Source organism: Streptomyces sp. NBC_01498 (genome assembly GCF_036327775.1).
GTDB lineage: Bacteria > Actinomycetota > Actinomycetes > Streptomycetales > Streptomycetaceae > Streptomyces.
Genome location: NZ_CP109598.1, coordinates 6,041,343 through 6,055,275 on the forward strand (window position 1 = coordinate 6,041,343; position 13,933 = coordinate 6,055,275).

Consider the following 13,933-nt stretch of genomic DNA (forward strand, 5'->3'; position numbering starts at 1 on the left):
GGGCGGGCCGATGTCGTACGGCGGGTCAATAACGGTCAGGGGTCGGCGGGTTCGGGTTCGGGCTCGGGTGTGCGCGCGGGGTGCGGGGTGCCGGCTCGGACGCGGCTTCGGGTCCGCCGGCGGTGTGCCGTACCGGCCGCGATCCCGCTCACTCGCCTCACCACCGGGGCTCAGGCCAGCAGCAGGGCCATGTCCCATTCGGTCGTGGTGCGGCCGTCCGCGTAGGCGTCGAGTGCGAGCGCGGTTCCCGTGGCGCCCTCCAGGAAGGCGGGAACGTCGGTGCCCTGCGGGGCGCTTGTGAGGGGGGACCGGAAACCGAACCGGTACCCGGGGCGGAACTGGGCGAGCGTGCGCGCCGCCATCGTGTCGGTGAGGTCGGTCAGGCGCTTGTCGCCGATGGTCTCGTTCAGCACGGCGAGCAGGTGCATCATCCCGCTCCACCCGTGGCACACGGTGGGGTTGTCGATGTTCCAGCCGTCCGGATCGGTGGTCAGGAAGGGCAGCAGGGAACGGTGGGCCAGGCCGAGCCAGTCGGCACGGTCGAAGGCGAGCCCCGCGAGCTGCACCGCTCGGGAGATCCCCGGGGCGCCGTAACACCAGGACGGGCGCTGGCGCGGCGGCGCGACACCCGGTCCGTCCGCCCAGTGTTCGAGGGTCAGATGCGCGGGCCACCGTGGTCCGTCGGGGCTCTCGTAGGCCCACCGCTGGAGGAGCCCGACCAGCCGCTCGACAGCCTCGCGCTGCCCGTCCACGACCACGCCCCGCTGCCGGGCCAGCGACAGCAGGGCGAGCGGTCCCGCCACGCCGTGCGAGAGTCCGAGGTTCAGATGCCCGTCGGGCATCTCGACCTCCTGCCCCAGTTTGGGCGCCGCCCAGGTCCACCAGCGGGGCACCCGATGGCCCCGGTGGGTGATCTCGCCGTGCGCCATGCGCGTCAAGTAGGTGAGGACGAGGCGCAGTTCCTCCTCGCACCGCTCCCGGCGCGCCAGCAGATAGCGGCCGACCCCGCTCATGCCCCGGACCACCTCGAACTCGCCGTTGGTCGGGGCCGGGACGGAGCGGACGTCGGGCAGCGCGCGGCGGATCAGCCGGCGCTGGTGGTCGTCGAGCCGGTCGAGAGCGGAACGGTAGCCGCCCGTGGCGCGGTGCGCGACGAGGACGGCGAAGGCGACGGCGCCCGGACCGTTGTAGATGCCGCCCGGGGGGTGGGCGCCGGCGGCCATGGCGCGCATGGCGCGGACGAGATAGGCGTGCGCCCGCGCGGCGTCGGCGGGTCCGCCGCGTGCCGTGTACGCCAGGGACACTCCGGGATAGCCGCAGGAGAGGGACAACTCCTCCCACAGAGGCGCCCGCAGGGCGACCTGCGGCCCGTCGTCCGGGACACGGGTGTCGGCGGCGGTCGCCTCCGGGTCGGTGAGCCGGCCGAAGACCTGCGCGGCGACGTCCCGGGCCTCGTCCGCGTACCGGGGGGCGGTCATCCGGTCTGCTCCCTGTGCTTGTTCTCTTCCGGGGTGCGGGCGTGCGCCAGGCGGCCCTGGTGCTCGCGGGCGACGCCGCGCAGCACGGCGTAACCGGTGTCCTCGCCGGTCCTGTCGATGCCGAGCAGCCGGTTGTGCTGCATGTGCAGCAGCGCCATGACCGCTTCGGCGTGCTGGTCGGTACCGGGCGCGCGCCCCGGGTCGGACAGCAGCAGCGCACCGTACTTCCCGGTCTCCGGCGTGCCGCTCCACAGACGCGCGAGGGGCTCGCCCAGTACCGGGGCCGCGCTCCGGGCGGTGTGTCCGGGCACGATCAGCGACATGGCCTGCTCCCGGTGGGTCCGGTACGCCGCGTGGGCGGGCCCCTTGGGCAGGACACGGCTGATCCAGGCCGACCAGTCCCAGTCGCCGAGCGATTCCAGCAGGAGCGCGTGGTTGACGGCGGCGAGCACCGGCGCGGGCAGGGCCAGGGCGCCCCGCGCGCGCAGGCCGAGCTGGGCCAGTGCCGATTGGCTGTCCACACAGAACATCCGTTCCGCGTGGGCGAGCGCCTCGGGTCCGCCGTAGCGGTCGGTCTCGGGCCGGTAGGTGTCCAGGACCATGCCCTTGATCAGCCCTGTCTCCTGCCACTTCCGGCTCACGGCGGCGAGTTGGGGCAGGACCGTGGTGCGCAGGGCCTCGGCCGCGCCGTGCAGGCGCAGCCGGACGTGGGGTTCGGGATCGCGGTACCGGAGGAAGTGCCAGCCGCGCAGGTCGTCGCCCACCGCGCGTACGAGGGTGGGAAGTCCGGTGTGCAGCAACTCGTCGTGCGTGTCCGGCGTTCCGTACAACTTGACGTAGAGCCATTCCTCGCCCGGCAGGTGCTGAACGGTGTGGTCCGTGGGCCGCGGGGCGAGCGGGCGGCGGGCCCGGCGGGAGGTCTCGTCGTGCCGGTCGGGTGGCGTGGCCCGGGTGAGCGGAACGACGACTTCGGCGCCGTGCCCGCCGGACCAGCCCAGCGCGCGTCCGCCGTCGGTGAGGTCCTCCATGATCGCCAGCGAGCCGCCGCCGCGCACTTCCTGGCGGAACACCTCGCGGCGCCAGGGGTCGGTGAGGTCCACCCGGTACGTACGGTCCCACCGGGCGAGGTTCACCTCGGCGGGCACCCGGTAGCGCTCCCGCCACGCCTCGACGGCCCGCTCCCACCCGGACGGGTCCTCCACCGCCGCACGCAGATGCCGGTCCGGCACCCAGCGCCGGGGGAAGATCGTGACACGGCCGTACGTCACGGCGGGGAGGTACGGCAGTGACTCCAGCCCGCACCAGTTCCAGCCCGTCCACGTCCTGGCCCGGCCGCACGCGAGCTCCACCAGGAGCCGGGCGACCGGTGGCGCCTCCCGGCCGAGAGCGAGCATGTGCGGGACGACGGGCAGGACTTCACGCCCGTCGTCCGGCAGGATCAGCCGCAGTCCGTGAGGCCCGAGGGTGACGAGGAGCCGCCGCCAGTCGAGCGTGCCCGGCGCGTTCCGGTCGGCGTACACGCCCACCGGAATCGAGTGCGGCAACAGGCGGGGAACCTGGGCCATGTTGAGCCCGCGCACCGTGTGCGGGCGGTACACCACCTGGGCCGGGACGGTCTCCGGGTCGCCGAGACCGCCCAGGAGGGACGCCAACTCGCCCTCCATACCGACGAGTCCGGCGAATCGCCCGACGGTCGCCCCGGCCAGCCAGGAACCCGGGTACGCCGGCGACAGGAGCCGGAAGTCGCCCCGGTCGACGGCTTGTTCGCTCCCGGCCAGCAGCTGGAAGCAGAGTTCCAGCGACCTCGGCGGGGGAACGGACTCGTCGCTCGTGCGTCCGGCGGCCAGCCGGTCGACGAGGCCGGGGGTGAGCCGGACCTCGGCGTCGCCGCTCAGCAGCGCCTCCTGCACCAGGTCGTGGGTGAGGAGGCGGCGTTCCCTGGGGAGCGGTTCCGGTTCCTGGCCCCGCGCGGGCTCGCCGCCGGCCCGCTCGCCGTAGCCGGGCGGGAATCCGATGCCCCGGTGCGGGTCGACGAGCCGGCCGAGGGGGACCACTCCGCCGGTGCCGTACGCCTCCACGAACCGGTCCTGGTACGTACGCATATGGGCGTGGGTCTGCCACTCCCCGGAGAGTTCCCACATGGCGGAGGCGTAGCGGGCGGCCTCCTCGGTGACCACCCGTGAGATCCGCACGTCGGCGTCCATGCGCAGGTCGACGTGGACGGGCGGCCTTGCGGCGGTGCCCCCGGGGTCGGTCAGCCGCATCAGCCCCTGCCAGGCCGCGCGGCCCTCGCCGGGCGTCGTTGTGGCGTAGGCGGCCAACGCGGCGCGTACGCGGGCGAATTCGGCCCCCGCCTCCGGCGCGGCCGTGAGGGCCGCCGCGATGCGGTCGTACAGGTCCTCGTCCAAATCCTGCGGGGTGAGGGAGGTCAGCAGGAAGCCGTGGCGTACCAGCGGGAACAGCGCGGCGTCCAGCCGGTCGGGAGTCAGAGGGGGGAAGGCGGCGGACGCCCGCTCCAGGAGTACGGCGTAGCCGACGGGCGCCGTCGCGTGCTCGCGCACCCAGGTCACCAGGGCCGTGTCGCGGACGGAGACCTCGCTCCCGTTGCCGGGGACGACGAACCGTTCGCCGCGGGTGCGGCACAGGTCGTTCAGCACGACGTCCACGCGGTGCCGTACGCCGGGCAGTTCGAGCCATTCGGCGACGCGCCGGGTCAGCCAGGCGGCGTCCAGCCGTACCGACTTCGCGCCGGGGCCGGACAGCGTCACCCGTGTGGTGTCCGCCGCCCGCGCGGGCGCGACCCCGGCGAAGAGTCCGAACGGTGTCGGCCGGGTCTCCGCCCGCAGCGCGTACCGGGAGAGGGCGAGCGCCGTACGGCGCAGTCGTTTGGCTCCGAGTTCGGCCCCGGCGTCGAGCCGGTCCAGGGAGCCGGCGAGGCTGCCGCTGGCGACGTGCAACGCCTCGCGCAGCAGCGGATCGGCGGCGGCCTCGCGCACCTGGGCGGCCGAGTCGCCGAGCGGACGGCCGCCCGGTCCGGAGCGGGGCGTCGCCGTTGCGCGGACGAACAGGCAGTCCCGCGGTGTGTAGTGATCGTCCCGCACGTGTTCTGGCTCCCCCTCGATCCCGGCGACTGGCACCACCCGCGTGGGGCGGGGTACGGACCCCGCCCCACGCGGGCTGGAGGACGCCTACGCGCAACAGATGTTGCAGGGCGACCCGAAGGTGCTGGGCGAGGTGGCACCGCCGGCCGCGTACGCGGTGCCCTCCGCCTCCGTCTCGGCGATCTGGATGTCGAGGTCGAGCTCGACGAGGTCGGTGGTGTCTTCCAGCAGAAGGTTGGTGCTCATGAGACTCCTCCGGTCATTGGCTCGCCGACGTCGGTTGGACGTTGGCGAAACGTTTCGGTTCTGTTTGAACCAGACCGGAGCATATGCAGGGTGCATGCAAAACATCACGTGCGGTTACGCAAGTTGACCGGAATAAGCGCTCCGTGACGCCACATGACTGACTGTTCCCACGGCGCCCTTCCCGCTGGGGGAAAAGGGCGGTCCGGCGTGCGGCCCGTGCCCGGCGATTCTCTGGCGCGACGGTGATTTCGCGCCACGAGGAAGACAGTTCGCGGGCCCCGGACGGCGGCGGCCCGCGCCGGCCGTGCACGACGGGTCGCGGGAAATCCCGTTGCGCCGTCCCGCCGGTGAACCGACAGTGTCTCTACGGCCGTGGCCCGAGCGGTCGTTGGCCTGTCGAAAAGGACCTCATGTCAGCCGTTGTCGTCGTCGGCGCGGGAATCGTCGGTTCCTCCGTGGCCTACCACCTGGCACGCCGGGGCGTCCCGGTCACCCTGATCGAGCGGGGACCCGCACCGGCCGCCGGGGTCACCGGGGCGTCCTTCGCCTGGATCGGCGGCGCGGGAGGTCATTGGCCCGGTGGTGCGCGCGACCTCCGCGAGTACGTCCTGGCGGACTACCGACGCCTGGAGGGCGAACTGCCCCACGTCACGGTCCGCCGGTGCGGCTCGCTGTCTCCGGCGCACCGGACGGGGACGCACGGCCGGAGGCGGGTCAGCTCCGCGTCGGACGACGTGACATCGCGGCGCTGGAGCCCAACCTCCGGCGCCCGCCCGAGCAAGCCGTCCACATCCCGAGCGACGCGGGGCGTCGACCCGACGGCGCTGGCCCGGACGCTCGTGACAGCCGCCGCCGACCACGGAGCAACCGCCCTCCACGACACCGCGGTTACCTCCCTGCGGGTGACCGGCGGACGTGTGGACGGAGTGCTGACGTCGACCGGACCCCATGCCGCCGGCACCGTGGTGCTCACGGCGGGCACCGACATCCCCGAGCTCTGCGAGCCCCTGTCGGCGGACCTCCCCGTCGTGGCATCCCCGGCCGCCGTCGCGCGGGTCGCGGCTCCGCCCGGCCTGGTCAGGACCGTCGTGGCGAGCCCCGCCTTCGAGGTCCGGGAAGTCCGGGACGGCGAGCTCCTGCTGGGTCTGCCGCACGCCGAGGGCAGAGCGGCCCTCGATCGGGCCGCGCGTGACACGCTCCAGCGTCTGAAGGCCGCCTTCCGGGGGAGCGGGCAGTGCCGCCTGCTCGGCTATCGCACCGGCAGACGCCCCATGCCCGCGCACGGACCCGTCATCGGCTACGCGACGGACGATCGATCCGTCTACGTCGCCGTCATGCACTCCGCCGTCACCCTGGCGCCCACGGCCGGACGGCTCGTCGCGGACGAACTCGTGACCGGCAGACCGGCCCCCGAGCTGCGGCACTGCCGCCCGCGCACCCGCTGACCTCGCGTCTCCACGACATCGATCAGGAGGAACGGAGCGAGAACCTGGCCGACGGGGCGCCGAACATTCGCTCAGAGGGCGGCGAAGGCTTCTTCCACCGCTTCGCAGGTGATGGCCAGTTCGTCCTCCGTCACAGTCGCGGCGACGAACCAGCAGGCCATGCCGTAGGCGTTGGCGTGCACTCCGCGTTTGAGGAGTTCGTGACGGAAGGCGTGGTAGCGGGCCTGGTCGGCGTGGAGGAGGTCCCGGTACTGGCGGGTCGGCGCGCCGTCGGGGGTGAAGACCGTCTGGAACATGGCACCGACGCCTTGCACCGCGCACGGAATGCGCCGGTCGTGCGCGGCGCGCCGGATCGTCTCCATGATGCGGCGACCGCTGTCGTCGATGCGTTCGGTGGTCTCGGGCCGGTTCAGACCGCGGAGGGTGACCAGGGCCGATGTGGCGCACAGAGGTGAGGAGTTGTACGTCCCGCCGTGCTTGACGAGGCCGCGTGCCAGGGGTTCCATCACGTGCCGCTGCCCCGCGAAGGCGGCGATGGGCAGGCCGCCGCCCAGGGCCTTGGAGAAGACGGCGATGTCCGGCGTGACGTCGAACATGGTCTGGGCGCCGCCGGGTCCGGTGCGGAATCCGGTGCAGACTTCGTCGAAGATGAGCACGATCTCGCGTGCGGTGCATTCGTCTCGCAGCAGGTCCAGGTAGCCCGGGTCGGGCATGGTGCAGGCGTTGTTGGCGACGATCGGCTCGCAGATGACCGCTGCGAGTTCCCCGCGGTGGGCGTCGAGGGCCGTGCGGAGAGCCGCGGGATCGTTCCACGGGCAGACGACGACGTCGTCGACGACCCCGGCGGGTATGCCGGGGGAGTGGGGCACGGGGTGGGGCGCGGCGTAGGGGCCGGCCTCGGCGGCACCGGGGCGGTTGGAGACGGCGAGTGTGTCGGACCAGCCGTGGTAGTGGCCTTCGAACTTGAGGATCTTCGAGTGTCCGGTGTACCCGCGGGCGGCGCGCACCGCCCCCTGCACCGCTTCGCTGCCCGAGTTGGCGAAGCGGACGAGTTCCGCGCAGGGCACCATGTCGCGGATCAGCTCGGCGAGTTCGACCTCCGGGGTGTTGCAGGTGCCGAACATCGTGCCGGTGTGCAGGACCGCCGTGAGTGCCTCGGTGAGTTGTGGCGGGGCGTGTCCCAGCACCGCGCTGCCGTAGGAGATGAGGTAGTCGATGTAGTCGTTGCCGTCGACGTCGCGGATACGCGTACCGGAGCCGCTGGCCATGTAGAGGGGATAGGGGTGCGGGCCTGTCGACGTCAGCCGGGAGGAGGAGCTGATGCCGCCGGCGAGTGACGCCTGGGCCCGGTCGAACCAGGCCCTGCTGCCTTCGGTTCCGCCCAACGCCTGTATGTGGCCATTCATGTGCGGCTCCTGTTTCGGTGAGGGGCGGTTGGGCACGCTCGGAATGCCTTTCGTACGCGTGGATGTGCTGGTGGAGAGGACGGGTGGGCGTGGACGGAAGAACGGTGCTCGTCACCGGGGCGGGCAGCGGGATCGGGCGGGCCTGTGCGCTGGGTCTGCTGGACGACGGCTGGACCGTGATTCTGGTCGGCAGACGCCGGGAGCCGCTGGAGGAGACGGTCGCCTCGGCCCCCGCCGCCCTTCGTGGTCGGGCGGTCCCGTTCCCGGCCGACATCACCGATCCCGCCGCCGTGGACGCCCTGTTCGGACATGTCGTGGACCGCTTCGGCCGGCTGGACGTGCTGTTCAACAACGCCGCCGACACCATGGCGTACACCCCGACGGAGGACGTGGGCATCGAGGACTGGCACCGTGTGATGGACTCCATCGCCACCGGAACGTTCCTCTGCTCCCGTGCCGCCTTCCGGGTGATGAAGCGGCAGACCCCGCGCGGGGGGCGGATCATCAACAACGGGGCGCCCTCGGCCCAGGTACCCCGGCCGGACTCCGTGGCGTTCACCGCCGCCAAGCACGCGGTGGCCGGATTGACGCGCTCGCTGTCCCTGGACGGCCGCCCTCACGACATCTCGTGCGGGCAGATCGACATCGGCAACGTCACTCCGCCCGACCGTCCGCAGCCGGCGGTTCTCCAGGCGGACGGTTCACGGCGGGTCGAAGCCACCATGGACGTGAGGCATGTCGTCGACATGGTGCGGACCATGGCCGGTCTGCCCCCGGGGGTGAACATCCAGTCCGTCCTGGTCATGCCCAGCACCATGCCGTACGTGGGCCGGGGATAGACCGGCCGCGTACGCCTCGAACCAGTTGCCGGACACCAGCTGTCCGGTCTGAGCCCAAGCGAGCATGCGGTGCAGCCCGTCCAGGTGAATCAGCCCCGAACGGACCGTCAAGGACGCGTAGTCGGGCCCCGAAACCGGCCGGGTACTCAGAAACAGGGGAAGACGGACCGCTGAGCGCTGTCTGGCGAGTTTGAACGCGCACAGCGGATTGGAGCGCTCGTACGCCGGACCGAGCATCGCGGCCCGGTCCGCGGCGGCGGCCACGCTGAGCCCGGTCGGGGGGACGAGTTCCACCTCGCCGCCCTCCCCCAGGTGCCAGGGAAGTATCACGCCCCGCACTTCCGGCCCCTCCAGCAGGACCCGGTGCCAACTGCCGCCCAACTCGTCATGCGCGTTGCGGACATGCCCCTCGGCCTCGTCGTTGGTGTTGGCCTCGTCGGAGGCGACGAAGGGATGCTCACGGACGAAGCGGCGCATGACCTCGTCGAACGGGACTGCCCCAAGGATCCTCATGCACTGCTCCTCCGCGCCGCTTCGTACTCGCTGAAATGCCGTTCGCAGAACAGCTCCGGCCGCCCCGCGCCCAGACCGCGCGCCCGGGCCACCGCCAACACCTGCCGCCAGTACGGCTTGACCGGCGGCCACAAGGTACCCGTGCGGCAGTAGGAGCCGTCGATCATGTAACGGCTGCCCGCGTTCCCCCGCGAGGGGCGCGCGGCGCGGCGGGCGTGAAAGAGCGCCGAGTGAAGGACGACGGTCGACCCCGGCGGCAGGTCGTCGATGACCACTTCGCCCGGCAGCACGTCCGTGCCCGCATGTCTTCGCGCGTCCTTCTCGGCGACTTCCCGCTGCGAACCGGGCAGCACCGCCAGTCCACCCAGCTCCGGCCGGAGCCCGCCTATGTAGTGCAGCGCGTGGATCATCGGGAAGCGGCGGTCGCGCTGCGGTCGTTGTTCGTAGTCGTGATGCCAGCTCTTGCCCGCTCCGCCGACCGGTCGCCGGTCGCTGTGCAGGTGGTGGAAGACGAAGGAGCCGCCCAGCAGTTCGGGGCTGCGGAGCAGATCCAACAGCGGCGGATACACCGCCAGTTCACCGTGCGCCTCCAGGTCCAGCTCGACCATTCGCGGCGGCGGGCCACCCACGTCCGCACACGCGTCGATGGACCGCTGACGCCACCCCGTCTCCACCCATCGGTCGACTTCCGGAACAAGGCGGCCGACCAGGCCGGCCGGAAGAAAGCCCGGTAGCACGAGGAAGCCGTCCTCGGCGAAGTTCCCTGTCCGACCGTCGTTGGCGCGGTTACCTCTCACGTTTCGGAACCCCCGGTTCACTCGGCTGACGCCTCACGGATGCCACTGCGCTCGGCGTTTCTGTCCCAGACAGGTACCAGTCATGCCCATGGCATGGATAATGGCCGAAATGCGGCAACCGAGTACGGGAACGCCGACGGCCGGCACCTGAAATGAACCGGGGACGAACCGGCCGAACGACACCGTCGGGCGCCGTCGGCGGGCCGCTGCCCGGCAAGATCCCCGCACACACGAAGAACTCCCAGCCCGGACGAATCCGTGCTGGGAGTTCTGTGAAGCCAACCGGGGCAACTACGTGAGCTACCCGTGGTGTCCGAGGGGGGACTTGAACCCCCACGCCCGATAAAGGGCACTAGCACCTCAAGCTAGCGCGTCTGCCATTCCGCCACCCGGACAAGGTGTCCGCCGGACGACCCGTGGCCGTTCCGACGTGGAAAACCATAGCAAACATCGGGCACGGTCCGATCCCGCCCCGGTGGGAGGATGGGCCGACCACCGGTACCCACAGCGGGAGTGAGCAGCGTGAGCAAGCCGAACACGGGCGGGACCGTCTCGGGCGAGGACGAGGTCGTGGATCTCTGCCGCGATCTGATCCGGATCGACACCAGCAACTACGGGGACCACTCCGGCCCCGGCGAACGGCTCGCCGCCGAGTACGTGGCGGAGAAGCTCGCCGAGGTGGGGCTGGAACCGCGGATCTTCGAGTCCCACAAGGGCCGCGCCTCCACCGTCGCCCGGATCGCCGGTGAGGACCCGTCCCGGCCCGCGCTGCTCATCCACGGCCACACCGACGTCGTCCCGGCCAATGCCGACGACTGGACGCACGACCCGTTCGCCGGCGAGATCGCCGACGGCTGCCTCTGGGGGCGCGGCGCCGTCGACATGAAGGACATGGACGCCATGACCCTCGCCGTGGTGCGGGACAGGCTGCGCAGCGGGCGCAAGCCCCCGCGCGACATCGTCCTGGCGTTCCTGGCCGACGAGGAGGCGGGCGGTACGTACGGGGCGCGGTACCTGGTCGACAACCACCCCGGGCTCTTCGAAGGTGTCACCGAGGCGATCAGCGAGGTCGGCGGCTTCTCCTTCACCGTCAACCAGAACCTGCGGCTCTATCTGGTCGAGACGGCGCAGAAGGGCATGCACTGGATGCGGCTGACCGTGGACGGCACCGCCGGGCACGGCTCGATGACCAACAAGGACAACGCCATCACCGAACTCTGCGAGGCGGTGGCCCGGCTCGGCCGTCACGAGTGGCCGGTGCGGATGACCAAGACCGTACGGTCCTTCCTCGACGAGCTGTCCGACGCGCTGGGCGTGCCGCTCGACCCGGAGGACATGGAGGGCACGCTCGCCACCCTCGGCGGCATCGCGAAGATGATCGGCGCCACCCTGCGCAACTCCGCCGCCCCCACCATGCTCGGCGCGGGCTACAAGGTGAACGTGATCCCCGGCCAGGCCACCGCCCATGTCGACGGCCGCTTCCTGCCCGGCCACGAGGAGGAGTTCCTCACCGAGCTCGACCGCATCCTCGGCCCGCGCGTGAGGCGCGAGGACGTGCACGGCGACAAGGCGCTGGAGACCACGTTCGACGGCAGGCTCGTGGAGGCCATGCAGACCGCGCTCGTCGCGGAGGACCCGATCGCGCGGGCCGTGCCGTACATGCTCTCGGGCGGTACGGACGCCAAGTCCTTCGACGACCTCGGCATCCGCGGCTTCGGCTTCGCGCCGCTCAAGCTCCCGCCGGAGCTGGACTTCGCCGGGATGTTCCACGGGGTGGACGAGCGGGTGCCGCTGGACGGGCTGCGCTTCGGCGTGCGGGTCCTGGACCGCTTCATCGACGCCTGCTGAGGGGCGGCGGTAATCGCCAGCGCGTGCGTATGGGACTGAGAAGAGTGAATGCGACCATACGCTCGTAGCCTCATTACTTACTCCTCGTTACAGAGGTGCGGTCCGAGGTTGGGACCGCATTTGCCAACGAGGAGGAAATAATGATCAAGAAGGTCGTCGCCGCTGCGGCTGCCACCGGTGGTCTCGTGCTCGCGAGCGCGGGCATGGCCGTCGCCGACGCCGGGGCCCAGGGCGCCGCTGTGGGCTCCCCCGGTGTGCTCTCGGGCAACGTCATCCAGGTGCCCGTTCACGTTCCGGTGAACGTGTGCGGCAACACGATCTCCGTGATCGGTCTGCTGAACCCCGCCTTCGGCAACACCTGCGTCAACGCGTGACGTCGTCACTCAACCCGTGAGGGTCTGAGCCCTGTGGCCCCGGAGCGCGTGCCTTGCGCTCCGGGGTCGCGGGGCATTGAGCCCCAGGCGTCGTGCCGGGGGTATCCGGAATGCAGAAGGCAGGAACAAGCTATGAGACAGGTCACGCGCAAAGGCCTGATCACCGTGGCGGCGGCCGGCGGCGTACTCGCCCTCGGCGGCGGTCACGCGCACGCGGACTCGGGTGCCGCCGGTACGGCGGCGAACTCGCCGGGCGTGCTGTCCGGCAACAACGTCCAGGTCCCGGTGCACGTCCCGGTCAACGTCTGCGGCAACACCGTCGACGTCGTCGGGGCCCTGAACCCGGCGTTCGGCAACGGCTGCGTCAACGCGTCCGACGGCGGAGCCCCGCAGGGCGGCTCGGGCGGCGGCGGCTCCAACGGCGGCGGCTCCCAGGGCGGTGGCTCCAACGGAGCCGGCCCGCAGAGCGGCTCGGGAGGCGGCGGCGCACACGCGGAAGGCGGCGCGGGCAACTCGCCCGGCGTCGGCTCCGGCAACGTCGTCGAGGTCCCGGTCGACATCCCGGTGAACATCTGCGGCAACACCGTCGATGTCGTCGGAGTCCTGAACCCGGCGTTCGGCAACGGCTGCGAGAACATCGAGCCCGGCACTCCCGAGCCTCCGACCGAGGAACGGCCCGAGGAGCCGGGCACCCCCGAGCCTCCGACCGAGGTGACCCCGCCGTCCCCGAACACCCCGGGGACACAGTCGGTCGACCCGAAGGGCACCGAGGCCCTGGCCATGACCGGCGCCGACGGACTGGGCCTGGCGATTCCGGCCGGTGCGGCCCTGCTCCTCGCGGGCGGGTTCATCTACCGCCGCGCCCGCGCCGCCGCGTAAAGGCGCGCGCATACCGCACACCCGTTCGTCCCGGTTGCGGGGGCGGGCCTCCGCCGCGCGGAGGCCCGCCCTCTCGCCGTCACCAGGTGGCGCGTACCTGGCGGATGATGCGTCTGCGCAGCCGCACTCTGCGGCTGCCGTCCCGGTGCAGGCTCAGGCGGTCCATCTCCCAGTGCCCGTACTCGGCGTGGTCGGTCAGCAGGCGGGTCGCTTCGCCGCGGGTCACCCCGCGCGGCACGTACACGTCGACAAATTCGTATTCCGGCATCGCATCTATTGTGCGGGCAGAGGCCCGGTACGGATAGCGTCTGCTCCATGTCTGATGCTGCGCAGCCCACGGCTGCCGAGGTACGTGCCGCCGCCGAGGCGGTCAAGGTCGCGCTGGACCGTCACCTCGCGGCGGTCGAACGCCGCACCGGGGAGGACGACCCGGCGGTCTCCGAGGCGTTCAACGCCCTCGCCACGGCGGCGGAGGAGTACGACGAGCGGCTCTACGACCTCTACGACGAAGTCACCCCTTTCGAGATCCCCGGCACGGACGACTCCCTGCCGCCCTACACGGGCCCGGAGGAGCCGAACGCGCTCAGTGTGCTCATCCGCCGCGACTACGCGGTGGCGGAGCCCCGGAGACTGCTCGCACAGGCACAGCGCATCGCCGACGTCGACGGGGACGCCGAGACCGTCGCGGTCGTCGGCTCCAGCGTGCACGCCGCCGTGGGCGTGCTCTTCGGTGAGTACGAACCGGACGAGATCGCGTCCCGGCACAAGGAGTTCGGCCTGGAGGAGGGCGACTCCACCCTCTGGGTGTCGGCCACCGACGACCTTCCCGAGCCCGGCGAATGGCTCGGCGCACCCTTCGAACAGGCCGATCCGCAGCAGGTCGTCTGCCGCTTCGACGTCAGCTCGGTCTTCGACGACGAGGACTTCGACGGCTCCCGCCCGCACGACAGAGACCTGGGCGACCTGGAGGAACAGGACGCCTGACCCGCACCCGCACCCCCACCCGC

12 protein-coding genes, 1 tRNA gene and 1 pseudogene are annotated in these 13,933 nt (G+C 71.7%); 6 read left to right on the forward strand and 8 right to left on the reverse strand.

The genetic code is table 11. The features are described from left to right. Positions 1-170: 170 nt before the first annotated feature. The 3 genes from OG875_RS25770 to OG875_RS25780 form a co-directional block, all read right to left on the reverse strand. Positions 171-1,478, reverse strand: a complete 1,308-nt coding sequence (locus OG875_RS25770; RefSeq protein WP_330176610.1) for a lanthionine synthetase C family protein — start codon at positions 1,476-1,478, stop codon at positions 171-173. Next, on the reverse strand, positions 1,475-4,579 hold the full coding sequence (locus OG875_RS25775; protein ID WP_330176611.1) for a lantibiotic dehydratase: 3,105 nt from the start codon (positions 4,577-4,579) through the stop codon (positions 1,475-1,477). Before OG875_RS25775 ends, OG875_RS25770 begins: the two co-directional genes overlap by 4 nt. A gap of 87 nt (positions 4,580-4,666) precedes the next feature. Further along, the gene (locus OG875_RS25780) at positions 4,667-4,825 is read right to left on the reverse strand and encodes a hypothetical protein (RefSeq protein ID WP_330176612.1); all 159 of its coding nucleotides are present in this window, start codon (positions 4,823-4,825) and stop codon (positions 4,667-4,669) included. 410 nt (positions 4,826-5,235) lie between these two features. On the opposite strand from OG875_RS25780, the gene OG875_RS25785 reads away from it, so the two are divergent. After that, the gene (locus OG875_RS25785) at positions 5,236-6,270 is read left to right on the forward strand and encodes an NAD(P)/FAD-dependent oxidoreductase (protein ID WP_330176613.1); all 1,035 of its coding nucleotides are present in this window, start codon (positions 5,236-5,238) and stop codon (positions 6,268-6,270) included. Positions 6,271-6,341: 71 nt separating this feature from the next. On the opposite strand, the gene OG875_RS25790 is transcribed toward OG875_RS25785, so the two are convergent. Continuing rightward, complete coding sequence (locus OG875_RS25790) at positions 6,342-7,676, reverse strand: aspartate aminotransferase family protein (RefSeq protein WP_330176614.1); 1,335 nt, start codon at positions 7,674-7,676, stop codon at positions 6,342-6,344. Between the two features lie 89 nt (positions 7,677-7,765). Between OG875_RS25790 and OG875_RS25795 the strand changes: the two genes are divergently transcribed. Then, positions 7,766-8,515 (forward strand): SDR family oxidoreductase, encoded by a 750-nt coding sequence (locus tag OG875_RS25795; protein WP_330176615.1) that lies wholly within the window; start codon positions 7,766-7,768, stop codon positions 8,513-8,515. Between the two features lie 39 nt (positions 8,516-8,554). Here the strand turns inward: OG875_RS25795 and OG875_RS25800 are convergent. From OG875_RS25800 to OG875_RS25810, 3 genes and pseudogenes are all read right to left on the reverse strand, one after another. After that, a pseudogene (locus OG875_RS25800) lies at positions 8,555-9,028 on the reverse strand (DUF6309 family protein); the annotation flags it as partial. Next, positions 9,025-9,846 carry a phytanoyl-CoA dioxygenase family protein gene (locus OG875_RS25805; RefSeq protein ID WP_330176616.1) on the reverse strand — a complete coding sequence of 274 codons (822 nt, stop codon included), beginning with the start codon at positions 9,844-9,846 and terminating at the stop codon, positions 9,025-9,027. The pseudogene OG875_RS25800 and the gene OG875_RS25805, both read right to left, overlap by 4 nt. Before the next feature lie 286 nt (positions 9,847-10,132). Beyond that, positions 10,133-10,220, reverse strand: a tRNA-Leu gene (locus OG875_RS25810). An 88-nt stretch (positions 10,221-10,308) separates the two neighbouring features. Here OG875_RS25810 and OG875_RS25815 point away from each other — a divergent pair. The 3 genes from OG875_RS25815 (at position 10,309) to OG875_RS25825 (ending at position 12,926) form a co-directional block, all read left to right on the forward strand. Beyond that, complete coding sequence (locus tag OG875_RS25815; RefSeq protein ID WP_443079200.1) at positions 10,309-11,673, forward strand: M20/M25/M40 family metallo-hydrolase; 1,365 nt, start codon at positions 10,309-10,311, stop codon at positions 11,671-11,673. 140 nt (positions 11,674-11,813) lie between these two features. Next, positions 11,814-12,047 carry a chaplin ChpH gene (chpH, locus tag OG875_RS25820; RefSeq protein ID WP_330176618.1) on the forward strand — a complete coding sequence of 78 codons (234 nt, stop codon included), beginning with the start codon at positions 11,814-11,816 and terminating at the stop codon, positions 12,045-12,047. A 132-nt stretch (positions 12,048-12,179) separates the two neighbouring features. Next, positions 12,180-12,926, forward strand: coding sequence for a chaplin (locus tag OG875_RS25825; protein WP_330176619.1), 747 nt, complete (start codon positions 12,180-12,182; stop codon positions 12,924-12,926). 79 nt (positions 12,927-13,005) lie between these two features. On the opposite strand, the gene OG875_RS25830 is transcribed toward OG875_RS25825, so the two are convergent. Further along, positions 13,006-13,194, reverse strand: coding sequence for a DUF5703 family protein (locus OG875_RS25830; RefSeq protein WP_330176620.1), 189 nt, complete (start codon positions 13,192-13,194; stop codon positions 13,006-13,008). Positions 13,195-13,241: 47 nt separating this feature from the next. Between OG875_RS25830 and OG875_RS25835 the strand changes: the two genes are divergently transcribed. Continuing rightward, on the forward strand, positions 13,242-13,910 hold the full coding sequence (locus tag OG875_RS25835; RefSeq protein ID WP_330176621.1) for a hypothetical protein: 669 nt from the start codon (positions 13,242-13,244) through the stop codon (positions 13,908-13,910). The last annotated feature ends 23 nt before the right edge of the window (positions 13,911-13,933 follow it).

Excerpts from the sequence above, each read along its gene's own strand:
- OG875_RS25830 (WP_330176620.1), bottom strand. The coding sequence starts at position 13,194 with ATGCCGGAATACGAATTTGTCGACGTGTACGTGCCGCGCGGGGTGACC.
- OG875_RS25835 (WP_330176621.1), top strand. The coding sequence starts at position 13,242 with ATGTCTGATGCTGCGCAGCCCACGGCTGCCGAGGTACGTGCCGCCGCC.
- OG875_RS25790 (WP_330176614.1), bottom strand. The coding sequence starts at position 7,676 with ATGAATGGCCACATACAGGCGTTGGGCGGAACCGAAGGCAGCAGGGCC.
- OG875_RS25785 (WP_330176613.1), top strand. The coding sequence starts at position 5,236 with ATGTCAGCCGTTGTCGTCGTCGGCGCGGGAATCGTCGGTTCCTCCGTG.
- OG875_RS25780 (WP_330176612.1), bottom strand. The coding sequence starts at position 4,825 with ATGAGCACCAACCTTCTGCTGGAAGACACCACCGACCTCGTCGAGCTC.
- chpH (WP_330176618.1), top strand. The coding sequence starts at position 11,814 with ATGATCAAGAAGGTCGTCGCCGCTGCGGCTGCCACCGGTGGTCTCGTG.
- OG875_RS25825 (WP_330176619.1), top strand. The coding sequence starts at position 12,180 with ATGAGACAGGTCACGCGCAAAGGCCTGATCACCGTGGCGGCGGCCGGC.
- OG875_RS25815 (WP_443079200.1), top strand. The coding sequence starts at position 10,309 with ATGGGCCGACCACCGGTACCCACAGCGGGAGTGAGCAGCGTGAGCAAG.
- OG875_RS25770 (WP_330176610.1), bottom strand. The coding sequence starts at position 1,478 with ATGACCGCCCCCCGGTACGCGGACGAGGCCCGGGACGTCGCCGCGCAG.